General features: G+C 33.9%; 21 protein-coding genes, 1 pseudogene and 1 other annotated feature. Of the genes and pseudogenes, 6 read left to right on the top strand and 16 right to left on the bottom strand.

Features of this window, described 5'->3' with window-relative positions; all coding sequences use genetic code 11:
* Together pepI and RR554_RS03945 are read left to right on the top strand one after the other, a co-directional pair.
* Window positions 1-885 carry a proline iminopeptidase gene (gene pepI / locus RR554_RS03950; RefSeq protein WP_332462398.1) on the top strand — a complete coding sequence of 295 codons (885 nt, stop codon included), beginning with the start codon at window positions 1-3 and terminating at the stop codon, window positions 883-885.
* Between the two features lie 29 nt (window positions 886-914).
* Window positions 915-2,315 (top strand): peptide MFS transporter, encoded by a 1,401-nt coding sequence (locus RR554_RS03945; protein WP_332462399.1) that lies wholly within the window; start codon window positions 915-917, stop codon window positions 2,313-2,315.
* A gap of 61 nt (window positions 2,316-2,376) precedes the next feature.
* On the opposite strand, the gene RR554_RS03940 is transcribed toward RR554_RS03945, so the two are convergent.
* Together RR554_RS03940 and RR554_RS03935 are read right to left on the bottom strand one after the other, a co-directional pair.
* Entirely contained in the window at window positions 2,377-2,691 is a 315-nt protein-coding gene (locus RR554_RS03940) for a DUF4387 domain-containing protein (RefSeq protein WP_332467457.1), read from the bottom strand.
* A gap of 1 nt (window position 2,692) precedes the next feature.
* Window positions 2,693-4,054, bottom strand: coding sequence for an acyclic terpene utilization AtuA family protein (locus RR554_RS03935; protein WP_332467456.1), 1,362 nt, complete (start codon window positions 4,052-4,054; stop codon window positions 2,693-2,695).
* A gap of 99 nt (window positions 4,055-4,153) precedes the next feature.
* On the opposite strand from RR554_RS03935, the gene RR554_RS03930 reads away from it, so the two are divergent.
* The gene (locus RR554_RS03930; protein ID WP_332462402.1) at window positions 4,154-5,059 is read left to right on the top strand and encodes a LysR family transcriptional regulator; all 906 of its coding nucleotides are present in this window, start codon (window positions 4,154-4,156) and stop codon (window positions 5,057-5,059) included.
* A gap of 64 nt (window positions 5,060-5,123) precedes the next feature.
* Here RR554_RS03930 and RR554_RS03925 read toward each other — a convergent pair whose 3' ends face one another.
* From RR554_RS03925 to abc-f, 8 genes and pseudogenes are all read right to left on the bottom strand, one after another.
* A complete protein-coding gene (locus RR554_RS03925) occupies window positions 5,124-5,963 on the bottom strand; it encodes a MetQ/NlpA family ABC transporter substrate-binding protein (RefSeq protein WP_332462403.1) in 840 nt (279 codons plus the stop codon).
* 40 nt (window positions 5,964-6,003) lie between these two features.
* A complete protein-coding gene (locus tag RR554_RS03920) occupies window positions 6,004-6,834 on the bottom strand; it encodes a MetQ/NlpA family ABC transporter substrate-binding protein (RefSeq protein ID WP_332467462.1) in 831 nt (276 codons plus the stop codon).
* Between the two features lie 33 nt (window positions 6,835-6,867).
* Window positions 6,868-7,551 (bottom strand): annotated as a pseudogene (locus RR554_RS03915) (methionine ABC transporter permease); the annotation flags it as partial.
* Window positions 7,544-8,581: a methionine ABC transporter ATP-binding protein gene (locus tag RR554_RS03910; RefSeq protein ID WP_332462404.1), complete on the bottom strand. Its 1,038-nt coding sequence runs from the start codon at window positions 8,579-8,581 to the stop codon at window positions 7,544-7,546. The gene RR554_RS03910 and the pseudogene RR554_RS03915, both read right to left, overlap by 8 nt.
* 68 nt (window positions 8,582-8,649) lie before the next feature.
* Window positions 8,650-8,905 (bottom strand) — a binding site (T-box leader).
* A 126-nt stretch (window positions 8,906-9,031) separates the two neighbouring features.
* Window positions 9,032-9,301: a metal-sensitive transcriptional regulator gene (locus RR554_RS03905; RefSeq protein ID WP_332462405.1), complete on the bottom strand. Its 270-nt coding sequence runs from the start codon at window positions 9,299-9,301 to the stop codon at window positions 9,032-9,034.
* Between the two features lie 18 nt (window positions 9,302-9,319).
* The gene (locus tag RR554_RS03900) at window positions 9,320-10,963 is read right to left on the bottom strand and encodes an FAD-dependent oxidoreductase (RefSeq protein WP_332462406.1); all 1,644 of its coding nucleotides are present in this window, start codon (window positions 10,961-10,963) and stop codon (window positions 9,320-9,322) included.
* A 2-nt stretch (window positions 10,964-10,965) separates the two neighbouring features.
* Window positions 10,966-11,277, bottom strand: a complete 312-nt coding sequence (locus RR554_RS03895) for a rhodanese-like domain-containing protein (RefSeq protein ID WP_332462407.1) — start codon at window positions 11,275-11,277, stop codon at window positions 10,966-10,968.
* An 84-nt stretch (window positions 11,278-11,361) separates the two neighbouring features.
* The gene (gene abc-f / locus RR554_RS03890; RefSeq protein ID WP_332467455.1) at window positions 11,362-12,906 is read right to left on the bottom strand and encodes a ribosomal protection-like ABC-F family protein; all 1,545 of its coding nucleotides are present in this window, start codon (window positions 12,904-12,906) and stop codon (window positions 11,362-11,364) included.
* A gap of 321 nt (window positions 12,907-13,227) precedes the next feature.
* On the opposite strand from abc-f, the gene RR554_RS03885 reads away from it, so the two are divergent.
* Window positions 13,228-14,040 carry an NUDIX hydrolase gene (locus tag RR554_RS03885; RefSeq protein ID WP_332462409.1) on the top strand — a complete coding sequence of 271 codons (813 nt, stop codon included), beginning with the start codon at window positions 13,228-13,230 and terminating at the stop codon, window positions 14,038-14,040.
* Window positions 14,041-14,069: 29 nt separating this feature from the next.
* A complete protein-coding gene (locus tag RR554_RS03880; protein ID WP_332462410.1) occupies window positions 14,070-14,780 on the top strand; it encodes an alpha/beta fold hydrolase in 711 nt (236 codons plus the stop codon).
* Between the two features lie 18 nt (window positions 14,781-14,798).
* Here RR554_RS03880 and RR554_RS03875 read toward each other — a convergent pair whose 3' ends face one another.
* Window positions 14,799-16,457, bottom strand: a complete 1,659-nt coding sequence (locus RR554_RS03875) for a glycerol-3-phosphate dehydrogenase/oxidase (RefSeq protein ID WP_332462411.1) — start codon at window positions 16,455-16,457, stop codon at window positions 14,799-14,801.
* A gap of 163 nt (window positions 16,458-16,620) precedes the next feature.
* On the opposite strand from RR554_RS03875, the gene RR554_RS03870 reads away from it, so the two are divergent.
* Window positions 16,621-17,154, top strand: a complete 534-nt coding sequence (locus RR554_RS03870; RefSeq protein ID WP_332462412.1) for a DUF2179 domain-containing protein — start codon at window positions 16,621-16,623, stop codon at window positions 17,152-17,154.
* A gap of 32 nt (window positions 17,155-17,186) precedes the next feature.
* On the opposite strand, the gene RR554_RS03865 is transcribed toward RR554_RS03870, so the two are convergent.
* The 5 genes from RR554_RS03865 to RR554_RS03845 form a co-directional block, all read right to left on the bottom strand.
* A complete protein-coding gene (locus RR554_RS03865) occupies window positions 17,187-18,014 on the bottom strand; it encodes a pyruvate, water dikinase regulatory protein (RefSeq protein WP_332462413.1) in 828 nt (275 codons plus the stop codon).
* Window positions 18,014-18,637, bottom strand: coding sequence for a helix-turn-helix transcriptional regulator (locus tag RR554_RS03860; protein ID WP_332462414.1), 624 nt, complete (start codon window positions 18,635-18,637; stop codon window positions 18,014-18,016). The genes RR554_RS03865 and RR554_RS03860 overlap by 1 nt, the downstream gene beginning before the upstream one ends.
* Before the next feature lie 20 nt (window positions 18,638-18,657).
* Entirely contained in the window at window positions 18,658-21,285 is a 2,628-nt protein-coding gene (gene ppdK / locus RR554_RS03855; protein ID WP_332467454.1) for a pyruvate, phosphate dikinase, read from the bottom strand.
* A gap of 238 nt (window positions 21,286-21,523) precedes the next feature.
* A complete protein-coding gene (locus tag RR554_RS03850; protein ID WP_332467453.1) occupies window positions 21,524-22,240 on the bottom strand; it encodes a hypothetical protein in 717 nt (238 codons plus the stop codon).
* Window positions 22,241-22,386: 146 nt separating this feature from the next.
* Window positions 22,387-23,937 (bottom strand): ABC-F family ATP-binding cassette domain-containing protein, encoded by a 1,551-nt coding sequence (locus RR554_RS03845; protein ID WP_332462417.1) that lies wholly within the window; start codon window positions 23,935-23,937, stop codon window positions 22,387-22,389.
* Window positions 23,938-24,211: the final 274 nt, after the last annotated feature.

Genomic DNA, 24,211 nt, shown 5'->3' with positions numbered 1-24,211 from the left:
ATGACAATTAAAGAAGGCTACATGCCTTATTTAGACTATAAAACTTACTACCGGATTGTTGGGAAAGAAAACAAAAATAAAAAACCTCTTGTGCTACTTCACGGAGGTCCAGGATCAACACATAATTATTTTGAATTATTAGATCGTATTGCCAAAGAAGACGATCGTCAATTAATTATGTATGATCAATTAGGTTGTGGCCTTTCTTCAATGCCAGATGATCCATCATTATGGAAAGCAAGCACTTGGATTGACGAATTAATTGCTTTAAGAGAGCATTTAAATCTAGATGAAATTCATTTACTTGGCCAATCTTGGGGTGGAATGATGGTGATAGATTATCTATGTGCTTATGAGCCTAAGGGATTAAAAAGTGCGATTCTATCAAGTACTCTTCCGTCGTCAAAACTTTGGGGTGAAGAACAACATCGTTTAATTAAGTACCTTTCAAAAGAAGATCAAGAAGCCATTCGCATTGCGGAGGAAACCAATGACTTCACAAGTGAAGCTTACTTAACTGCCAATGATCACTTTATGGTGAGACATGCAGCTGATAATCCTTCACCTGAGTTACCAGAACCATTAAGAAGAAAGAAAAATTCTGGTTCGCAGGCCTATCTATACGCATGGGGGCCTAATGAATATACACCAAGTGGCACGTTAAAAGACTTTTATTATGTCGATCAACTTCACACAATTGATACTCCAACACTAATTACTAGTGGGGCTGATGATTTATGTACACCATACATTGCTAAATTGATGCATGATAAAATTCCTAATTCTCAGTGGGAATTATATCAACATAGTCGTCACATGCCTTTTGTGGATCAAATTGATGAATATGTCCCAATGCTTATTGATTGGTTAAATAAACATGACTAAATTTATGGAACTTAGAGAGGGGTACAATTATGAATGATGTTGCTACTAAGCCGTCAAACAAACGACCGGCATCGTTTTATTTCTGTTCGATTTCTTTTACATTTGAGAGAATGGCTTACTACTCTGCAAAATGGTTGCTTTATATTTACTTAACCACTGCAATAATTGATGGAGGATTAGGTATTAGTAATGGTGAAGCCGCTATTCTACAAGCAAATTTAGTAGCCTATACTTACCTTGCACCTGTATTTGGAGGATATATTGCTGACCGTTTCATTGGAGCTAAATATTTAATTCCTCTAGGAGCTTTCATTATGGCTATCGGTTATTATGTTGGTTCTGTAGGTGAAAGTGTTGGCATGATTAATTTAATGATTATTCTAGTTTCAATTGGAACTGGTTTCTTCAAAGGTAATTTATCTGCTATAACAGGACAATTGTTTAAAGATAAAAAAGAACTTGATGCAGCCTTTTCAACTCAATATTCATTCGTTAATATTGGTTCGTTCATCGGAACAACTATTATTTCTTTTATCGTATTTAATATGTTTAATACTGGTAAAATAGGTGGTTTCTCTGAAGGTTTCCTATTTGCCGCAATTATCTGTTTCGTTTGTGGTGTTTGGTTTATCTTTGGTTGGAGATTCCTAGGTGATGCTGGTAAACGTCCATTTAAAGAAACAGAAGAAATAAGTGTAGATAAAGATAAAAAAGATACAGTCAAAAAACCTTTGACTAAACTTGAGAAAAAACGTGTTCTAGCAATTATCTTAATCTCATTCTTCTCGGTTATTTTCTGGTTATTCTGGTATATGTCTTATTTATCAGTTTACGATTACATGGCCAAATTTATTCAAACTCAAGTCGGAAGTGTCAACGTTCCAACTTCTTGGTTTGACTCACTTAATGGTTTATGGTGTATTGTCTTAGGCCCAATTTTAGGTATTCTTTGGATGAAACTAGCTGCTAGACCCCAAGGTGATATGAGTTTGTTTAAAAAACTTGGAATTGGATTACTATTCCTTGGAAGTTCTTACTTAATGTTAATTGCTGCTGAATTCCAACGTGGTATTGGCGCAGGTGAAGATGCTAAAGCAAGTATGATTTGGATTGTTTTATTCTCTATCTTACTTTCTTTAGGTGAAATGTTCTTCTCTCCATTAGGTAACTCATTTATTTCTAAATACTCTCCAAAGAGAATTTTATCAGTAATGATGGGTGTTTGGATTATTGCTTCATTCTTAGCTGGTAAAGGTTATGGATACATGTATGCATTTGTTTTGAAATTTGATATGATGCAAGCTTATGTTGGTATTCCAATTGTCTTAATTGTTGCTGCAGCGCTTCTATTTATCTTTAATAAGAAATTAATTACTCTTGTTGAAGGTAATGAAGAAGATCTTGAAGCACACGAAGCAGCTGGAGAATAAATACGAATCTAAAAAAGGAAGTCGGTTTTTCAACTGACTTCCTTTTTATATGGGGATTTTTCTAATTTACTGGCACTTCAACGGTTAAGAGATTCGCATATTGTTGTGAACCATGCATATCACTTTCACCGATGCTACCTTGACTCCAAGGTCTTGGGATCGTAATTTTTATTCCTCTAGCTGCTTCAAAGTATTCAAAATTAATAATATCTTCCTTCTTCATTTGATAAAGAGTAGCTACTTTGTCGATATCTAATAGTTGCTTTTCTTTAAAAAACAGGTAATCTTCTAAACTTTTAAAAATAATATCAATCGTCAATTCAAAGGGGCCTGAATTTTTGCTACGGATAACTTGTGCATAATCTTGAAGTAACATGCTATTTTACCTCCATTATTTTAGTTTCAAATTCTTTCACTGGATCAGGAATTGCCATCAAGTGATACACACTAAATTGGCACACTAACCCTAAAGGTATTTCTAGTGGCGTAAATGGCATACCGATATTTCCTGATGTGGCAATTCTACCTTCATAATGGTAATGTAGCAGTGTTGTTCGAACACGGTTAACGATTAATTGAGCCATTTCTTGAGTCGGTGAAGCCACTTCAGCAATCACACAAACTTCATGTCCCACTTCATTACTTAATCCTTCTAAATGTTGCATGATCGCATTTTTCCCGTATGGATGGAAGATAAGCTGGCTTTGTGCCACTTCTTCTGGAAGTTCCTTTTCTACTTGTTCTCTCACATAATTTAGTACATCATCCAGTTGACTAATCAAGATAGGGTCTCTTAATCCCATAACTGTAATAGAGCGATACCCTACAGTTTTTGCGCCTTCTAACTTAATACGGTAAATATCATCCTCTGCAAATTGACTACCACTAATGCGGGCTACTCGTTCGTTTTCTGCTTCAAACACGCAGTTCTTCAAGTTCAAAATACCACCTGGTCCTGGTAATAATGTTGCACTACTTTTTTCATACATTGTATGAGCAGCAACTGAATGAGGCAACGCTTTTGATTTTGGATTCATAGGTTCAATTAAAAAATGATCTGCTCTTAAACGTCCTAAAACTGTTTTTCCTGTTGGAACACAGCAAATTGCTCCACACTCGATAATTTTTCCCATATGCCACGCTAATGCTGGTGAAAACCCATAATAGATACCTAACGCAGCTGTTGGTGACGGATCATAGGTTCTTCCACCAATAATCACATCGGGTCTTTCTTCGTCTAATTTCAATAAATTTAAATAAGGTTCTGCACCCATTTGCGCAGTGATAACTGAAGTTTCTGCAATGTCTTCTTCTGTTAATTGTGGCACATTGGTCATTGGAACAATGTTATCATTTTTTAATTCTCCAACAATTTTTTCTTTTGGAATATCACTATAAATAGATGCTACTTTAATTGATAAGTTTTTTTCTTTAGCAATTTTTTCAACAAGATTGACAAATAAATCAACGTGCTGATTCGTGCCATCTCCACCTGCTGAGCTGACAATTAAAGGTATATTAGCACTTTTGGCTGCCGGTATTAAAATTGATAATTCCTTATAGTAAGCAGACTCTGGACATGTCATCTCTCCTAATGCTAGCTTTTGCGGACCACTATCTGTTGATCCTGCATCTACAACAATTGCATGTGGTAATTCCTTCATACCTCTTTCAAAATCTTCAATAGGAAATCCATATCCCATCATGCCATTTGGTACCAATACTCTTAGTTCTTCCATAAAAAAACCTCCTGCATCTTTAATAATTCTATTGTATAATGAGCTTATCGTATCGTCTAATACTATTAACTAATAAAAAATATAGGAAAAAGTGATAATATGCTTACTAAACAATATCAATACGTGATTGAAATATCAGAAACAGGTAGCTTTTCTAAAGCTGCTGAAAATTTATATATGGCGCAATCTTCACTTAGTCAATACATACAAAAATTGGAAAGAGATTTGGGTATTGTCCTGTTTGACCGAACACGTCAACCAATCAAGTTAACCGATGCTGGAAACTCTTATTTGAAGATTGCTTATGAAATCACCTATCTCGAAAAACAACTTCACCAACAAATTGAAAGTTTTCAACCTACTAGAAAAAGAAAAATTATTTTAGGTATTACTCGTTATTGGGGGAGTTTACTTCTTCCAAGAATACTACCTGCCTTTCAAGAAAAATATCCAGGTGTTCAGCTTGAGATGAAAGAGGGGAAAACAAAAGACTTAATTGAGTGGTTAGATAATAAACGAATCGATATTGCTTTTTTTACGGATTCATTTAACCAAGATCACGCTTTTTCTTATTATGAAGAATCATTTATTTTAAGAGAGGAAATCCAACTGGCTTTAGCACCAAGTATCAAAGAATCATTTAAATTAACCAATCAAACTATCAGCCAACAAAAATTATTGGAATTACCGTTATTAACCTTAAAAAAAGGACAAAAACTACGGAGCTATCTTAATCAAATTTGCACAGAAGTAAAAATTAAACCTAATATCATAATGGAAACAGAAAATATTACTACGGCTTATAAACTGGCTAGTGTTGGCCTTGGTGTGACACTGATTCCTGAGAGAATTTTAGAACTCACCTCTCCATTTTCTACCGTACTTCATGTAAGTTTTGAAAAACCAATGTTTTGGGAATTAAAAGCTTTCACCTTAAATGATATTTCCCAAGATGACAGTATTGATTATCTCATTCTTTTAGCAAAAAAAGCCTTTCTAACTTAAATAATAAAAAAACAGCAATCCTAGAACGTCTTAAAACGTCTTTTGGATTGCTGTTTTTTGAAGGTTAATCAACAACTGAAATAGTACCTTTCCATTTCGTGTTAACAAATTCTTTGATTTCTTTTGAATGTAGAACATCTATTAATGCTTTAATTCGTTCGTCACTCTTATCGTCATTTCTTGTGGCGATCACATTGGCATATGGTGAATTATCTTTTTCAACAATCACGCCATCTTTTTCTGGATTTAAGCCAATATTTTCAGCAAAATTGGCATTTATTGCGATTAAATCACCTTCGTCATTTTGATACGCTGTTGTCATGATTGCTGGATCAATATCGTATTTAAATTTCAAGTTTTTAGGATTTTTTTCAATATCGTCAAACGTTGCCTCAACTAAAATAGTTCCTTCTTTCACTTCAACAAGTCCAGCGTCTTTAAGCATTGTAATAACGCGTCCCCAGTCTGTTTGAGAGTTACTCACTAACACAGTTGCTCCATCTTTTACATCACTTACTTTTTTAACTGATTTAGAGTAAAAAGCCATTTTTTCTAAATGAATCGCACCAGCATTAGCAAAATCGTAATTTTTATCTTTGATTTCTTTTTCTAAATAAGGTATGTGTTGGAAGTAATTCGCATCAAGTTCTTTTTCAGCTAGTGCTTTATTTGGCAACACATAGTCTTGGAATACTTTCACTTCTAAATCATAGCCTTTTTCTTTTAGTAGTGGTTTGGCTTGCTCTAAAATTTCTGCATGAGGTGTTGGAGAAGCCCCTACCACCAATGTTTTGTTTTCTGTTTTTGATTTTTTTTCTGTACTCTTAGCGTCACTTCCGGCACATGCTGCTAGACCTAACGTCAATAGCGTGACTAATCCCAATGATAATAATTTCTTTTTCATTCTTATTTTCCTCCTATTTAAAACCTTCATTTTTTATTAATTAATCAACAACTGAAATAGTCCCGTTCCACTTCTCGTTGATAAATTCTTTGATTTCTTTTGAATGAAGTACATCAATCAATGCCTTCACTCGCTTGTCGTCTTTGTCTTTTGTTCTTGTAGCAATAACATTAGCATATGGTGAATTATTACTTTCAATGATGACTCCATCTTTTTCTGGATTTAAGCCAATATTTTCAGCAAAATTGGCATTAATCGCAATTAGATCACCTTCATTATTTTCATAAGCAGTAGTCATAATAGCTGGATCAATATCATACTTGAATTTCAATTTTTTAGGATTGTCTTCAATATCATCAAAAGTTGCTTCAAGCAAGTTTGTTCCTTCCTTTACAGTAATTAGTTTGGCATCTTGTAACATGGTAATCACACGACCCCAATCAGTTTGAGAATTACTTACTAATACAGTTGCCCCGTCTTTAATATCATCTAATTTGTTGACTGATTTAGAATAAAAGGCCATTTTTTCTAAATGGATGGCACCTGCATTAGCAAAATCATAATGCTTATCTTTGATTTCTTTTTCTAAGTAAGGAATATGCTGAAAATAATTGGCATCAACTTCTTTTTCAGCTAAAGCTTTATTGGGTAAGACAAAATCTTGAAACACAGTTATTTTTAAATCAATACCTTTTTCAGCTAGTAAAGGTTTAGCTTGTTCTAAAATTTCTGCATGAGGTGTTGTTGAAGCACCTACTGTTAAAGTGTCTTTGATTGTTGGGGCAACTTCCTTTTTAGCTTCTCCGTTATTACCTACAAGGAAAAATAATCCCACAACCGCAACAGCGATTACACCAAAACTTACACCGATTTTTTTTCGACTTACTGTATCATTTGAAGTTGAGCGTTTATCAACTAATTTTACTAATACATCTCCAACCCACTGAACAATAAAAACAATCAATAAAATTAAAAGAGTTGCTAACACAATAATGGAGTAATCATTCCCCATAAATCCTGCTTGATACGCTAACGTTCCAAGCCCACCAGCACCAACAGCGCCTGCCATTGCCGTAAAGCCTATCATAGTAATAGTTGTAACAGTCACTCCTGAAATTAAAGCAGGCAAACTTTCTGGAATCAACACTTTAAAGATAATTTGCCCTCTACTTGCTCCCATGGCTTCACTTGCTTCTAGCACCCCTTGATCTACTTCACGAAAAGCAATGTCAACGAGGCGAGCATAAAATGGTGCTGCTGACAATACTAGAGCCGGTACTGCTGCACTTGGTCCAAGCATTGTGCCAATGAGTGCTTTCACAACTGGAAACAATAGAATCATTAATATAATAAAAGGAATGGAACGAAATGTATTACTAATTAAAGAAACAACGCCGTACCCAAATTTAAATGCCGGCTTCTCACTTTTTGAAAAATAATAAAGTAATAACCCTAGCAAAATACCGATAACAATAACAAAAAACATTGAGACAAATGTCATATATAATGTTTCTTTAGTGGCAGTAGAAAACGCTGCTGAATCTACTCCACTAAAATCGAAATATGTTTTAAAAAACCCTTTATCCATACTGAAGTACCTCCACTCCTAAACCATTCTTCTCAAAGAAAACTAAACTTTCACTTAGCAAATTAGAGTCACCGGTCACTTGCACTAACATCGTTCCAAATGAGGTACGGTTGGTTTGTCTAATATTTGCTTGAAGAACGTTAATATCAATTGAAAACTCTCGAATTGCTTTTGAAATAACTGCTTCAGTTGCTTTATTTCCTTCAAATAATAATTTAACGATCATCCCACTTGGATACTCCCGTAATAAGTAAGATATTGCCTCTTCGTTTTCTTCCCCATCCACTAAAGCATCCTGTTTCACAAATTTCTCTGTTACTTTGTGTTGTGGGTTTTTGAAAACAGATAGCACCTCACCTGTTTCGATAACTTGACCTTGTTCCATCACTGCTACTTTATGGCAAATCTTTCGAATAACATTCATCTCATGAGTGATTAGAACAATCGTTAAATCCAATTTTTGATTAATATCAAGCAATAAGTCAAGAACCTCATCCGTTGTTTGAGGATCTAGTGCGCTCGTTGCTTCATCACACAATAGAATTTCAGGTTCATTAGCTAAGGCTCTAGCGATACCTACTCGTTGTTTTTGTCCACCTGACAACTCGCTAGGATATGCATTTTCTTTACCTTCTAAGCCAACTAGTTTAATTAACTCCTCAGCTTTTTTTCGTCGCTCTTCCTTTGGTACTTTGCTTAATTCAAGAGGTAACATAACATTATCAATCACTGTTCTTGACCAAAGTAAGTTAAAATGCTGAAAAATCATTCCAATTTTTTTTCTGAAATCTCGCAAATTTTTTCCTTTTAGGTCACTAACATTGTTTCCATTAATAACAACTTCACCTGATGTTGGAGTTTCCAAGTTATTCAAAAGTCTTATTAACGAGCTTTTACCGGCACCTGAATAACCGATTATGCCAAATATTCCCCCTTTTTCGATTGTTAAATTTACTTGATTAACTGCTGTTACTTGTTGTTTTTTTGTGTGATAAATTTTATTTACATTTTTTAATTCAATGATACTCATATTGTTTCCTCCTTCATTTAGAAAATAAAAAAAGCTCCCATCCTTTATTTACTTTTATCTAAAAGTAAACAAAGGACGACAGCTTTTATCGTGTTACCACCTTTTTTTGTCATTATTTCACAATAACGACCTCACCCAGTACGCAAGATTATTCATCTCTAAATACTGTTGTCCGGTAACGGGAACTCCCGAAAAAAGTTAACTAAATCGCTCACTTTTTTATGCTCAAAGACCATATTCCATCTTCTTCCAGTTCCTCTTTCTCACCAGCCGAGGTCTCTTAAAACTTTCTCAAAAATGTACTCTTCTTCTCAACGCTTTTCTTATTGACAACATCATACCAATTAGGATTTAACCTGTCAATCCTAAACTCTAATTTTTTTATCATTTAATTTTCATTTTAAATGAAAAACGGTTGCTAAAAGGATATTAGCAACCGTTCACTAATTTTTATTTTTTTACAACTAACTCAATGGCTTCTTTAATTTTTTCATCTTTTTCTTCAGCACTCATGTCCTCCATAGCTAGACACTCTTTCAGATTTTCTGCCACAATAACACCAATCGCTCGATCAATACTCGAGCGAATTGCTGAAAGTTGAATCACTACATCACGGCAACTTTTATCTTCTTCAAGCATTTTTAAGACGCCGCGGATTTGACCTTCACTTCGTTTTAAACGGTTTTCAATTTTTTTCTTCGTTTCTTCTTGCCCTGCCATCTCTATTTCCTCCTCCGCTCACTTTTTATTTTCATTAATTGCCTGATAAAGTAAATAGGAACCATCTAAATTTTTTACGTTGTAATCATATTGAGCAAGCATGCGTGAAGCAATATAGCTTCTTTGACCACTGTGGCAACTTAAAATGATTTCTTTATCTTTAGGAATCTCATTCATTTTCTCGCGTAGCTCATTAAGAGGTAAATTGATAAACCCTGGAATACTTCCTTTAGCAAACTCCTTTTTAGTTCGAACATCGACTAAATACGCTCCCGTTTTTTTAACGTCTTCTAATTCATGAAGTTGAATCGTTTGTGTGATATTTTCTATAATATTTAGCGCGGCATATCCTGCCATATTCACCACATCTTTAGCTGAACCAAATGGTGGAACGTAAGTTAATTCTAACTCTGGTAAATCCTCAACAGTTAGTTTTCCTTTGATTGCTGTTGCTAGAATGTCTATCCGTTTGTCTACTCCGTCAGCTCCAACAGCTTGAGCACCATAAATTTCTCCCGTTTTTGGATTAAACAATAGTTTTAAGAAAATCATACTGGCATTTGGATAATACCCTGCATGGTTTTTACCATCCACGTGAACCACTTGAAAATCATAGCCTAATTTTTCTAACTGTCTTTCTGTTAAACCAGTGGAAGCAATGGTTTGATTAAAGACACGAACAATGGCCGTTCCAATACTTCCTCTATTTGTACGTTTCATACCTGCAATAACGTCGGCTACTTGTCTGCCTTGGCGATTTGCTGGCGAAGCTAGAGCAATCATGGTATCTTCATTTGTAATTTGGTTGGTTACAATAATGGCATCTCCTACTGCGTAAATATCTTTAACTGACGTTTCATATGACGCATCTACTAAAATACCACCACGCATTCCTAGTTTAATCCCGGCTGATTGCGCTAATTCATTTTCAGGGCGAACACCAACTGATAAAATAACTAAATCTGTCTCAATTGATTCACCAGTATTTAAAATTAATGTTTTTCCTTGATTTTTGAATGACACGACACTTTTTTCTGTTAGGACATTCAAACCATTGGCAACTAATTCATTCGTAATAAAACTTGCCATCTCTGAATCAACAGTTGGCAAAACATGAGGGGCCATTTCTACAATCGTTACTTCAATACCACGATGTACTAAATTTTCAGCCATTTCTAAACCAATAAAACCAGCTCCAATTACTACAGCTTTTTTGGGTTTTTGGTTATCAATATTAGTCATAATTTTGTCCACATCAGGTACATTTCTTAAGGTAAACACACTATCTGCCTCATCTATTCCTTCAAACGGTGGAATAAATGGCTTCGCTCCAGGAGATAAAATTAATTTATCATAAGTTAATTCATATGTGGCATCGACATGACTTACTGATACGGTCTTGTTTGAAGCATCAATCGCCACAGCTTCTGAAAATGGTCGAACATCTAAATTAAAACGCGCCTTTAGCTTTTCAGGTGTCTGAACTAATAAATCATCACGTTCACTGATTTCACCAGATACGTAGTAGGGTAAACCGCAGTTTGCAAATGACACATAGGGGCCCTTTTCAAGAATAACAATATCCATCGTTTCGTCTAATCGTCTTAAACGAGTTGCCGCAGACATACCACCAGCAACGCCACCAATAATCACAGTTCTCATTATTATTTACCTACCTTTAGTTGTTTTGTCCAGCGCATCAAGCCACCATCAATGTTATAAGCCTCGTACCCTTGATCGTTTAAGTATTTTGCGGCTTGCTTACTTCTTGCCCCTGACTGACAAATAATATAAATAGGGCCCTTCGTTTTTGGTTTAAAATTGGCTATTTTATCTAAGGGAATGTTTTTAGCTCGTGAAATGTGCCCACTGCTAAATTCCATTTTACTTCGAACGTCGATTAATTCGATTGGTTCTGCTAACTTTTCCTCTAACTGTGCCACCGATATACTTGGAACTTTTTTGAATAAAAACATAATTGACCTCCACATAGTTGATACACCCAATATACCCCCTACCCTATAAAAAGAAAACTAATATGCTCACTCAAATAAAATTAGTTAATTTTTCAAAAGTGAAAGAACCTCTTCTAACTCTTTTTCTAATTTACCTTTTTTCTCTTCATCACTTAGTAGAGAAAGCTGTGAGAGTAGGGATGTCTTTCTCATCTCTAAAATCATTTTATCTTCTTTTTTCTTTTCTCGTTTAATCGGTCGATTATTTTCTAACGGTTTGATTATTTTTTTATTTTTAATTTCTAAAATATCATCAGCAACAGCTTTTATGAAATAACGATCATGGCTGACAAAAATAATAGTTCCTTGATACAACTTAAGTGACTCTTCTAACACATTTAACGATTCTATATCTAAGTGATTAGTTGGTTCATCTAAAATCAACACATTATTCTTACTTAAAATCATCTTAGCAATAGCGAGCTTGGTTCTTTCACCACCACTAAGTACATTTACTTTTTTATTAACCATATCACCTCTAAATAACAAATGGGCTAATAAATCTCTAGCCGCTTGTGGCTCATAAATCGAAGTTTTTTGAACGTTCTCTAAGACGGACAAAGAGTCATCTAGTTGATTGAAAGATTGACTGAAATAAGCAAATTTTGCTTTTTCTGATAAGCATAATTGCTCATGTTTATTTATAATTGCTTTCAATAAAGTTGTTTTTCCAACGCCATTATTACCAACTAAAGCCGTTCTTTTACCTGTTCTAATTTGAAATTGACTATCTACAAGTAACGGCTTATTTCCTATAGATAGATTAAAGTCTGTAGCTTCAATTACTTGCTTTTTATGAATAATCTGTCCTTCTAAAAAGGGAATAATTAACTTTTTTTCTTTTTTAGGAGTCGCGATTATTTCCAGTTTATCTAGCCTAGTCTCTATTGCTAAGGCTTGTTTAGACAAAGCTTTTTTAGCCAATTGGCCTTTTCCTCTTTTATGAAGTCTTGCCTCAGAGTTACCCATCCGCTTAGGCGCCTTTTTTATTCCTGAACTTTTATCATGTAACTCCTGAGCGGCACCTTCTAATCGATTTTTCTCTCGAATGTAGTTGGCATACTTTTTGGCATATTCTTTTTCTTCAAGCTCTTTTTGAGACAGATAATTATTATAGTTACCCGGATAAAGCCTCGTTTTACTTTCATGTATTTCTAAAATACTATCACAAACTTGATTTAAAAAGTCACGGTCATGTGAGACGATTAAAACTAGTCCTTTAAAGCGATTCAATTCTTTAATCAAATAAGAACGTCCCGCTGAGTCTAAATGATTAGTTGGTTCATCTGCTAATAAAATATCACTGTACTCAGCTAAACTTTCCCTTATTTTTTCTTTTGTTTGTTCACCACCACTTTTTTGATTGTCATCACTTAGTAGTTGGTCAATGACTGCTATTTTATCAGAACAAATAATACTACCTTCATCAACGGGGACTTTTCCTTCAATCATCTTAAGGAAAGTTGTTTTTCCACTTCCATTCTTTCCAACAATTCCAATTATTTCCTTACCGCTTAGGTTTAAGCTTGGAATATCAATTAATAATCTTTCTCCAATATATTTCTTAACTTTATTTATTTTTATAGACATAAAAAAACATCCTTTCGCTTACGAATGGATGCTTTAGCTTTTTTATGTATACAAAAATTACACAAAGAAACAGAAAAAAATATTCTTTGCTTTTTAGTATAGGTAAAATGGGCACACTCATCCACTCGTAATTTTTTATTTTAAAAAAATTAGTTAGCGAATGATTTCCACATAGTTGACTTACCTATCCCTTTCTTAAATTCGTCATCATAATATCAAATATCTTTTAAAATTTCAACCATTAATCCCTTGATTAGTGACATTTATTTGATAAAATGATAATGTTAAGCATAAGCACAGCGTGAAGAAAGGAAGTTTCGTATGTCTTCATTTACATCAAAAACCGAAGAGCGTCATTACTATGAAACACAAGTTACTGAAAAAGAATTTTTAAATTGGTATAAAAAACAACATTTCCCAACACAAGATATGCCATCTGTCACAGTTGACATGGTTTTGTTTTGTTACAATAAAGAAGATGATGATTTTAAATTACTATTAATTAAACGAAATACTCACCCTTACCAAAACTCTTGGGCACTTCCAGGAGGATTTGTTCGTAACGGAGAAGCCACATCTGACAGTTGTTTAAGAGAAACAAAAGAAGAAACAAATGTATCAATAACACGTAGTCATATCGAGCAGCTGCATACGTTCAGTACACCAGGTCGTGATCCTCGTGGTTGGGTGATTACTGTTAGTTATTTAGCCTTTATTGGCGAGGAGCCACTTAAAGCAGGTGATCAAGCCTATGATGCTTCTTGGTTCTCATTAGATAGAAAAGGTGATTTTCTTTACTTAAAAAATCCAGATGAGTCTGAGATTGTTTTAAATATTAAAACAGGCGAATCCCTTGGTGAAGAGACACTGGCCTTTGACCATTCTGATATTATTATTAAAGCCTTTAACCGTGTTTGCAATAAAATGTATCACGAGCCACAAGTCTTGCGTGTTTTAGGAAATGAGTTTACAATTACAGAAGCAAGAAAAGTTTATGCTAAGTTTTTAGGCGTAAACTACCGAGAAATTGATCATTCTAATTTTAAAAAATCAATGTTACCTTACTTTAAGGAAATTGGAGAAAAGCCTACTGGGGTTGGTAGACCTTCTAAGATTTACGAATTACAATTTTAATTTTTTATTAGAAAGAAGTGACGATTGATATGCAAAAAATAATTTCTGCTAAAGACGGCTCACCGATTTTTTATCAAACAATCGGTCAAGGAGAACCGCTATTTTTTATCCATGGTAACAGTGGCAGTCATCAATATTTTAAACGTCAAGTTGATTATTTTAAAAATAATTATCAATTAATTCTTATGGATACAAGAGATCACGGCCGCTCAAAAAACAAAGCCAACAAACTGACTTTTGAGCAAATTATGGCTGATATTAAAGACATCCTAAAAAATGAAAAAATAAAAAAAGCATCGTTTTTTGGCTTTAGTGATGGTGCAAATATTGCCTTGACTTTTGCGGCCTACAATCAAAATTTAGTAAGCAAAATGGTACTTGTTTCACCTAATATTACGTTTGATCAATTAACGCCTTATCAACGGATGCTTTCAAACAATTTATATTGGATGGCAAAAAATGTATTTCGTTCTAAAAAGAAATCTAGAGTCTTTCAATTGGCTCGAAAAGATCTACCTATTCTGCCAGAGCAAGCCAAACGAATTAATGTCCCTTCACTATTTATTTTAGGAGATCATGACATTGTTAAACCAGAAAAATTAGGCTCTTTTGTTAAAAACCTACCAAATGCGACACTTAAAATTGTTAAAAATTGTGGGCATTCTGTTCCAAAATTAAAACCAGATCAACTAAATAACCTTAGTATGAAATTTTTAACTCAAAAAACCGCCAAGATTTAGGTCTTAGCGGTTTTTTGATTATAAGTTATAGTTCACATGTTGGTTTATTTCTACTTCGACTTCTGTTTTGATTCTTTCTAGGATTTCTTCGTTCCAATCATAATAGTTACTCATATATTGAATCACACCGTCTTTAATAGCTAGGCATTTTTCAATGTTAAACAACATAGTACTACTTCTTCTTAATAAGAAGTCAATTGGATGAATAACCATTTCCTCTTCTAAACCATAACGTAACATAGCATACGTTGCATCATCTAACTCAGTTGGATTAGTTTCCATTAAGTAGTTGTAAACTTTCGTCACATTAGCACCGTATCGATGGGTTAATTGACTTGCCACGTCATGATCTAAATTATAGTTTTCAGTACCAATTCGAATACCATCACGTACAAACTCATCAAATCCAAGACTTCCGCCAACTTCACCACCAGATAATACTTGATTTTTCGTTTGACAAGGAACATATTCCGCTTCAAAATCTTTTGCCATATCTTTTAAGACTTTATCAACGATTTGTTCTGCCATTTTACGATAACCAGTTAATTTACCACCTGCAATTGAGTAAAGTCCTCTATCTGAGACAAAGATTTCATCTCTTCTTGAAATTTCAGAAGGATCTTTGCCCTCTTCATGAATAAGCGGTCTCACACCTGCCCAAGCTGATTCAACGTCTTTAATTGATAATGGATCAATATCAAACATCTCATTAACGCCATTAATAATATATAACACATCTTCACGTTTGATTTCTGGTTCTGCTGGATTTTTTTCATAAAATGTATCTGTTGTTCCTATATAAACTTTGTTTTCTCTTGGTATAGCAAACATCATTCGACCATCATTAAATGGGGTATCAAAATAAATAGAGTTAGAAATCGGAAATTTTTTCTCATCGACAACAACATGAACTCCTTTTGTTAAATGCAAATATTTACCTTTTTTAGAGTTATCCATTTCTCTAATTTTATCTACCCAAGGTCCTGCCGCATTAATCACGCGTTTAGCATAAATTGGATATTCTTTTTGATTGATCATATCTAACACACGTACACCTATTATTTGACCTGTGATGTTACTGTAAAGAAGCTTAACAACCTTTGTGTAACTTGCTATCAAGCCACCTAATTCATTTGCCTTTTTAATAGTTTCAAGAGTCAAGCGACTATCATCAGTTCGATATTCAACATATACACCTGTCCCTTTTAAGCCATCTCGTCTTAAGTATGGTTCTCTTAATAGTGATTCCTCTTTATCTAACATAAATTTACGTTCATCTTTTTTTACTCTAGCTAACCTGTCATAAATATCTAAACCAATCGACGTTGTGAATGATCCAAATGTTCCTGCTGCATAAAACGGTAATACCATTTTTAGTGGTGTTGTTACATGGGGTGCATTTTCATAAACAACCGCACGCTCTTGTCCTACTTCTGCCACAGTTTTGACATCAAATTGCGCTAAATAACGTAATCCACCATGCACTAGTTTGGTTGACCTACTTGATGTACCTGAAGAAAAATCACGCATTTCTACTAAGCCTACATCTAAGCCACGACTAACACCATCTAAGATGATTCCAGCTCCAGTAATTCCACCACCGATGACTAAAACATCTAATTCGTGTTCTGACATTTTTTCTAAGTGTTCTATTCTTTCCTTATTTGAAAATAACATAAAAACCCTCCTAGGCGACTTTTAATAGCTAAAACGTTTACACCTTTTATTCTAACATACATCCCTTTTTTTTTACTATATTTTAATCTAAAAAGCGTTTACATTTTGTGAAATAATATGATAGCATACAGGTAGATTTGCTATTTAAAAAGGAGGTTTTTCAATGGATTGGTCAGTTCTTATTAAAATTTTCACTATTAATTTTTGTTACATTACTCTCAACACCATACGCTTCATGTTAACGATGAAAGGATATAGGGTAATCGCCCCACTAGTCAGCATGGTGGAAATAACTATTTATATTGTCGGCCTTTCTATGGTTTTAAACCACATTGATAGCCCCTTAAATATTTTTGTTTACGCTCTTGGGTATGCTGTTGGGATAAGTGTTGGGATTCGAATTGAGGATTATTTAGCACTTGGTTACATTATGGTGACTGCTATTATTCCTGATGACGATTTAAAACCCATTTTAAGTGCTGAGATTAGAAATGAAGGTTATGGTGTCACTAAAACTTATGGTGAGGGAAAAGATGGTCGCCGAGTTATTCTCGAAATATTAACACCAAGAAAAGATGAACGTGCGTTATATAAATTAATTAAAGAATTGGATGAGAGGGCATTTATTATTTCTCACGAACCTAAATATATTTCAGGTGGTTTTTGGACTAAAAAGATTAGAAAAAAAGCAAAGTAGTTGAAACGCAACGTTTCAACTACTTTTTTGTATTATTGTTTACTATGCTCTTCAATTAATTGAGCTGATTCTTCAATGGATTTATTTTCCACATTAATAAGTGTTGCTCCTAATTTTTGATACAAATCATGAGAGAATTTTAGTTCTTCTTTGATACGCTCCATTGAAACATAAGAAGAACTTCCTGTTAATCCTAATGACACAAGTCTTGATTGACGAACTTTTCTGATATACTCAGGATCAGCAGTTAATCCGATAATCCGTTTAGGCTCAACTTGGAATAACTCCTTAGGTATTGGCACTTCAGGGATTAATGGGAGATTAGAAACTTTAAACGAACGATTTGCTAAATACATACTTAGTGGTGTTTTTGATGTTCTAGAAATACCTAAAATCACAATATCTGATTTAACAAAACCTTTTGGATCCTTTCCATCATCGTAACGAACAGAAAATTCAATCGCTTCCACGCGGTTAAAATATTCTTCGTCTAATTGATATAACGTACCACTTTTATGAGTTGGTGTCATTTGAGTTCTCTCAGAGATAATATTAACAAGCGGTGACATGTAATCCACATGTTCTAAACCTGTTCTTCTTGAAAAATCAACACATAATTGGTTGAGCTCTTCGCTTACTAAGGTTGTCACAACAACTGCCTTTTCTTTCAACGCATCTGCGAGAATATTCATTAATACTTCCTTTGAATCAACAAAAGGAAATTTCTTTATTTCGTAATTAGACAAATCAGGAAATTGTGCTAATACAGCATTGATTACACGCTGCGCCGTCTCTCCTATGGAATCTGATACGACAAACATTCTTACTTGTCTATAGTGTCTTTCTCTTAATTTATCCATTAATTTCTTTCGCTCCCCATCTTAATAAAATGTTCCATGATTCTTGTTTTTGATATTTTTCCAATAACATGTTTTGAGTGCTCATTTTCAACTACTGGTAAAGAATCCACTTCATGTTTGGTCAATAAACTACCTGCTTCTAAGACACTCATTTCAGGATGACTAACAATAATATTCGGCATTCTTGTCATAATAATCGCAACGGATAAATCTGTATCCTGATTATTTAGCAAACTTCTCAGTAAATCTTTTCGAGAAACAAGACCAATTAAATCACCTGTTTTTTCATCTGTTACATAAAGTGAACCACTGTCGTACATGAATAAAGAGGTTGTCGCATCTCTTACTGTGGTATTAGGAAAAACAATAATACTAGATGTCATTAACTCTTCAACTTTAGTTTCAAACAATTGCTCATGAAGTAAGGGTTCAAAACTTAATCCTGAATAAATATAACCCACTTTTGGTCTTGCATCTAAAACACCAGTCATTGTCAGGACCGCCAAATCACTTCGTAAAGTAGGTTTGGTTAAACCTAGAGATTCAGCAATTTTATCCCCACTAATTGGTTCGTTTGCCTTCACTATGTCAATAATCGCTTTTTGACGCTCGCTTAATTCCATCTTTTCGCCTCTTTTTTTACTTATTTTTTCAATTTAATCGCACTTTGAGCCGCTGCTAAATGAGCAACTGGCACTCGGTAAGGTGAACATGATACATAATCTAAACCAAGTTGATCAAAGAATTCAATAGATGTAGGATCGCCTCCAAGCTCTCCACATACACCAATTTTCATTGTTGGTTTAATTTGTCTTGTCTTCTCAACTGCCATACGGATTAACTCCCCAACCCCATCCATATCAATTGTTTGGAAGGGATCAATTGGTAAGATACCATCTGCTACGTATTGATTAATGTATTTAGCTGCGTCATCTCTTGAAAAGCCAAAGGTCATTTGTGTTAAGTCATTTGTACCAAAACTAAAGAAATCGGCATCTTTTGCTAACTCATCTGCAATCAGACAGGCTCTTGGTAACTCAATCATTGTTCCTAAAGTATAAGAAACAGATGTCTCTTCACTCTTCATCACTGTTTGAATATGAGCTTCGACTTTTTCTTTTAATAGACTCAGTTCACCTTCCATACCGACTAATGGTATCATAATTTCTGGTGCCACGTCTAACCCTTGCTCTTTTTTTAGTTCTATTGTACTTCTAATAATCGCTTCTGCTTGCATTAAATAAAGTTCAGGATAAGTAATTGCTAAACGACAGCCACGATGGCCTAACATTGGGTTAATTTCATGTAGTTCATTGATTCTATGTTGTAAGAAATTATATGAAATATTCATTTCCTTAGCCACTCGTTCAATATCTTGTGTTTTATTTGGAACAAATTCATGTAATGGCGGATCAAGTAAGCGAATCACTGTTGAATGACCATTATTTGCTTTAAAAATACCTTTAAAATCATCAATTTGATAATTTAAGATCGTATCCAAAGCTGCTCTTCTTTCTTCAGCTTTTTCTGAAATAATAAAGCGACGCATCTCAATTAATCTTTCCGGTGCGAAAAACATATGCTCTGTTCTTGCTAATCCGATACCACTCGCATCAAATGCGATTCCTGTTTTGATATCAGATGTTGTTTCAGCATTCATTCGCACATCTAAGCGAGATAGTTCTTTTGACCAAGCCATAATGGTTTCAAAGTATTCATTTTTTTCTGATAACGTTAATTCAACTTCACCAACGTATAAATCACCATTTGAGCCATCAACTGAGATAACGTCACCTTCTGTTAATTCACCATTTGGGTATTTAATGGTTTTTAAGAACTCATCAATTTCAAGCTCACTACAACCAGCCACACAACAAGTTCCCATACCACGAGCCACTACTGCGGCATGAGAAGTCATGCCTCCACGACTTGTTACAATAGCTTCACTGACAACCATACCACCTATATCTTCTGGAGATGTTTCTTGACGAACTAGAACAACTTTTTCACCACGATCTGTCCATTCTTTTGCTGTATTTGCATCAAAGCAAATGCGACCTGTTGCAGAACCAGGACTTGCTGGTAAACCAACTTTAGAAATTAATTCAGCATTTTTTAGCGCTTCTTCAACAAAAATTGGATGTAATAGCTGATTTACTGATTGAGGATCTAAACTAAGAATCGCACCTTCTTTTGTTTTTAATCCTTCATCAACTAAATCAACAGCAATTTTAAAAGCTGCATGAGCCGTTCTTTTTCCGTTTCTTGTTTGTAATAGATACAATTTTTTGTTCTCAATCGTAAATTCGATGTCTTGCATGTCACCATAATGTTTTTCTAATCGTTCCCCCATTGCTAGAAACTCTTGATAAATTTCAGGCATTGAGTCTTGTAATTCAGAAATTGGATTAGGAGTTCTAATTCCCGCCACAACGTCTTCTCCTTGGGCGTTAATTAAATACTCACCAAACAATTTATTTTCGCCAGTTGCTGGGTTTCTAGTAAACGCTACACCTGTTCCACTATTCTCTCCGCTATTCCCAAATACCATCAATTGGATATTAACGGCTGTTCCTAAATCATCTGCAATATTATGAAGTTTGCGGTACACTTTCGCTCTTTCATTATTCCATGAATTAAAAACTGCTGTTACTGCAGCAAATAATTGCTCTCTAGGTTCTTGTGGAAATTCTTGTTTTTTAATTTCTAAATAGATTCGTTTGTATTCATGAACAATTTCTTTTAATTGAACGGCTGTTAAATCTGAATCTAATTGAACTCGATTTTTACGTTTATAGAATTCTAAAAAGTTTTCGAAATGTGACGTATCAATCCCATAAACCACATCGCCAAACATTTGTAATAAACGACGATAACAATCATAAGCAAATGCTTCGTCATTTGTGACAGCAGCTAAATGCTCAACATTTTCATCATTTAATCCTAAATTAAGAACTGTATCCATCATTCCAGGCATTGAAAATTTAGAACCACTACGAACCGAAACAAGCATCATGTTCTCTTTATCATTAAAAGCTTTACCTGATTCTTTTTCAAGTTGTCCTAAATAGGATTCAATCTCCTCTTTTAAGTCCTCTGTAAATTTTTGGCCGTTGTTTAAGTAATCCATACACGCTTCAGTTGAAATAGTAAATCCATTAGGAACTGGTAAGCCTAATCTTGTCATTTCTGCTAAGTTAGCGCCTTTTCCTCCTAAAAGCCCTTTCATTTCCGCATTTCCTTCTTTGAAACTATATACACGTTTTGTCATGAGTCATCCTCCAGATGTATTATTTAATGATATACGCATTATATAATACGCATTATATAATTTCAATAGAACATACTATATAAAATAAAATAGGCACTATAAAAAAATCACCTCATTATTTTATTAATGAAGTGACTCCTTGATTTATATGGATTTATGTTTGAATAAATAAATGAATAAGAAATTGATTAAAATAATTATAAGACTCATTATTATAGCAAAACTATCTATACCAATACTATTTTTTCTTTCTACTTGACTGTTTTTTATGATGTTTTTTCTTATTCAAGCTTTTCTTTTGATTGTTTCTTTTTTTGCTTTTAGATTTATGACGTTTCTTTTGTTTTTTATTTTTCGTATATTTTACTTTTTGAAGCATTAGTCCAACAAAGGTTACAACAAAAAAACTAAGAATATAAGAAATAGCTAATATTGAAAAGGATGTTGGAAATAGTAAGTACACTAGTAAATAAGTTATACCTGAAACAAGACTTACACTAACTATATAATTATTAAATGTAACGGATTGTCGTTTTTTCTTCTTTCCTCTTTTTTTAAGAAAGCCTGTCTTCATCAGACTTAACACCCCAAGAGAAGCTAGTGCTGAAAAGAAATATATTAAGCCAATAAAAATCAGGTAATCCGTTGGTTTGGCAGACCCTTTCATTGTCGCTAAAATAAAAAGCAAAGTGACATTCGTTGCCCCTGATAAAAAGAAAACTGTTTCTGCAATAATACCAGAAATCATGGAAAGGATTGGAATTATTTTTTTCTTTTTCCTACTTTCCTTATTCAGATACACTTTAAATGCAATCAATCCAACAACGTACTGAATGATTGCAATGACAAGTAAGAGATGCATTGGCTTAATAAGACCTGTAATATCTGGTCTTGTTATTATTACAGAACTTAAGGCAAGTGGCGTAACACTTATAGATATTAAATGATTTATCATCTTTATTGTTCTCTCTATTCTTTCATTAAAGTAATGGTTAGTTTTATAAACACACTACCTTAAGATTACCTTAAAGAGGTTCTTCCTTCAATAAAAAATGCATTACAAATAAAAAAAGTTTGGCATCAAACCAAACTTTTCCTAAATTACACATGTCTCATTGTATTACTTTCTACATCAAATACTTTTTCAACTAACCCATCGTAAAAATCAGGTTCATGGGACACAACGATTAGTGTTCCTTCATAATCTTTCAATGCTCTTTTTAGACCATCTTTTGTTCCTTGATCTAAATGGTTTGTTGGTTCATCTAAAATTAAGAAATTGCTTTTCTTTAATGTCAAACCACATAGTTTAACTTTGGTTTGTTCTCCACCACTTAGTTGATCTAAGCCTTTTGTCACATTATCATCCACAATTCCGCTTCTTGATAAGTAACGGCGAACTTCTTTGTTATTAAGTTTTGGATACAGTTCTTTAATCCATTCAAAGGCTGATTGATGTGGATTTGACCAATGTAAATCTTGAGAGAAGTAACTAATTTTAGCTTCTCTTGATAACTCGATATCTCCATTAATTGCTGGTATTTCATGAATCAATGTTTTTAGTAAAGTTGATTTCCCAATCCCATTAAATCCATTAATTGCAATTTTTTCGCCATTTTGAACTAATAAATTAATTGGTGGCAATAAAGGTTTCTTGCTGTACCCAATTTCTAAACGTTTTGTTTCAACTACTAAATTTCCATGAGAAGCAATATACGGAAAATGAAAGTGACCTGGTTTAGGTGAGACAGGTGGCGTTAAACGATCCATTCTATTTAATTGTTTCTCACGACTTTTAGCCATAGTTGAACGACTTCCAGCCTTATACTTACGAATATAGTTTTCTAATTTATCAATTTCTTTTTGTTGTTTTTCATACTCGCGACTCAAATGTTCTTGTTGCGCCTCTTTTTGTTTCATCGCTGCTTCAAAGTTACCAGTGTATTTGGTTAATACTTGAAATTCAATATCACAAATACAATTAGTTACTCGATTTAAAAAGTCACGATCATGAGAAATCACAATATAGCTGTCTTCTAATTGATTTAAATAATCTGACAACCACTCGATATGTTCTGTATCTAAGTAGTTAGTCGGCTCATCTAGTAAAAAGACATCCGCTTTTTCAAGTAACAGTTTTGCTAAAGAAACTTTCGAGCGTTGACCTCCACTTAGTGCTTCAACTTCACGGTCCAATCCTAACGCTTTAATACCAAGTCCTGTTGCGACTCTCTCAATTTCTGTTTCGATATTATAAAAGTCATTATTTTCTAATGTCTCTTGGTACTGTCCAATCTCCTCAAGTAGCGAATCATCATAGGTTTCAGCATATGTCATATACAATTCTTGAATTTTATCATTGATTTCATAAAGATAACTGAATGCTCTTTTTAAGTAATCAAAGATAGTGTCTCCTTCATCATATGTTAGTTGCTGCTCTAAATATGAAATTCGTAAGTTATTTTGCCACACAATTTGACCTTCGTCTGGTAAAACTTCTCCTTGAATCATTTTAAGTAGGGTAGATTTTCCTGCACCATTTTTTCCTGTTAAACCAAGGTGTTCTCCTTTATTTAGTCTTAGTGAACTGTCCTTATATAATACTTTATCTGGTAATTCATAATTTAAATCTGTAATTGTTAATATACTCATTTTTTTATCCTTCTTTCTATAAATCAAAAGAGATCAACCGCTTGTCTGGCTGACCTCTCCACTTCTATCCTAGACAAAAATAGAGAAGACGACTGAAACATTTCCTTCAATCGCCCTCTCTACAATCACTACTAGAATAGAAGCATCACAAAATAAGACTAATCATTTAGTCTATTTCAATCTACTTATTCTAAATAGTGATGAAGAAATTTTCTTTAAGCTCTGAACGTATGCTTCATCTATTTCACATGTCCAGAGCAAATTCGTCTAATCA

This window comes from Vagococcus sp., assembly GCF_036639995.1.
GTDB lineage: Bacteria > Bacillota > Bacilli > Lactobacillales > Vagococcaceae > Vagococcus.
The sequence above is the reverse complement of the archived record's forward strand: the minus strand, read 5'-3'. Positions and strand labels throughout refer to the sequence as shown.

Bases quoted from the DNA above. Each gene is read 5' to 3' on its own strand.
- pepI (WP_332462398.1), top strand. From the start codon at position 1: ATGACAATTAAAGAAGGCTACATGCCTTATTTAGACTATAAAACTTAC.
- RR554_RS03945 (WP_332462399.1), top strand. From the start codon at position 915: ATGAATGATGTTGCTACTAAGCCGTCAAACAAACGACCGGCATCGTTT.
- RR554_RS03940 (WP_332467457.1), bottom strand. From the start codon at position 2,691: ATGTTACTTCAAGATTATGCACAAGTTATCCGTAGCAAAAATTCAGGC.
- RR554_RS03935 (WP_332467456.1), bottom strand. From the start codon at position 4,054: ATGGAAGAACTAAGAGTATTGGTACCAAATGGCATGATGGGATATGGA.
- RR554_RS03930 (WP_332462402.1), top strand. From the start codon at position 4,154: ATGCTTACTAAACAATATCAATACGTGATTGAAATATCAGAAACAGGT.
- RR554_RS03925 (WP_332462403.1), bottom strand. From the start codon at position 5,963: ATGAAAAAGAAATTATTATCATTGGGATTAGTCACGCTATTGACGTTA.
- RR554_RS03910 (WP_332462404.1), bottom strand. From the start codon at position 8,581: ATGAGTATCATTGAATTAAAAAATGTAAATAAAATTTATCACACAAAA.
- RR554_RS03905 (WP_332462405.1), bottom strand. From the start codon at position 9,301: ATGGCAGGGCAAGAAGAAACGAAGAAAAAAATTGAAAACCGTTTAAAA.
- RR554_RS03900 (WP_332462406.1), bottom strand. From the start codon at position 10,963: ATGAGAACTGTGATTATTGGTGGCGTTGCTGGTGGTATGTCTGCGGCA.
- RR554_RS03895 (WP_332462407.1), bottom strand. From the start codon at position 11,277: ATGTTTTTATTCAAAAAAGTTCCAAGTATATCGGTGGCACAGTTAGAG.
- abc-f (WP_332467455.1), bottom strand. From the start codon at position 12,906: ATGTCTATAAAAATAAATAAAGTTAAGAAATATATTGGAGAAAGATTA.
- RR554_RS03885 (WP_332462409.1), top strand. From the start codon at position 13,228: ATGTCTTCATTTACATCAAAAACCGAAGAGCGTCATTACTATGAAACA.
- RR554_RS03880 (WP_332462410.1), top strand. From the start codon at position 14,070: ATGCAAAAAATAATTTCTGCTAAAGACGGCTCACCGATTTTTTATCAA.
- RR554_RS03875 (WP_332462411.1), bottom strand. From the start codon at position 16,457: ATGTTATTTTCAAATAAGGAAAGAATAGAACACTTAGAAAAAATGTCA.
- RR554_RS03870 (WP_332462412.1), top strand. From the start codon at position 16,621: ATGGATTGGTCAGTTCTTATTAAAATTTTCACTATTAATTTTTGTTAC.
- RR554_RS03865 (WP_332462413.1), bottom strand. From the start codon at position 18,014: ATGGATAAATTAAGAGAAAGACACTATAGACAAGTAAGAATGTTTGTC.
- RR554_RS03860 (WP_332462414.1), bottom strand. From the start codon at position 18,637: ATGGAATTAAGCGAGCGTCAAAAAGCGATTATTGACATAGTGAAGGCA.
- ppdK (WP_332467454.1), bottom strand. From the start codon at position 21,285: ATGACAAAACGTGTATATAGTTTCAAAGAAGGAAATGCGGAAATGAAA.
- RR554_RS03850 (WP_332467453.1), bottom strand. From the start codon at position 22,240: ATGATAAATCATTTAATATCTATAAGTGTTACGCCACTTGCCTTAAGT.
- RR554_RS03845 (WP_332462417.1), bottom strand. From the start codon at position 23,937: ATGAGTATATTAACAATTACAGATTTAAATTATGAATTACCAGATAAA.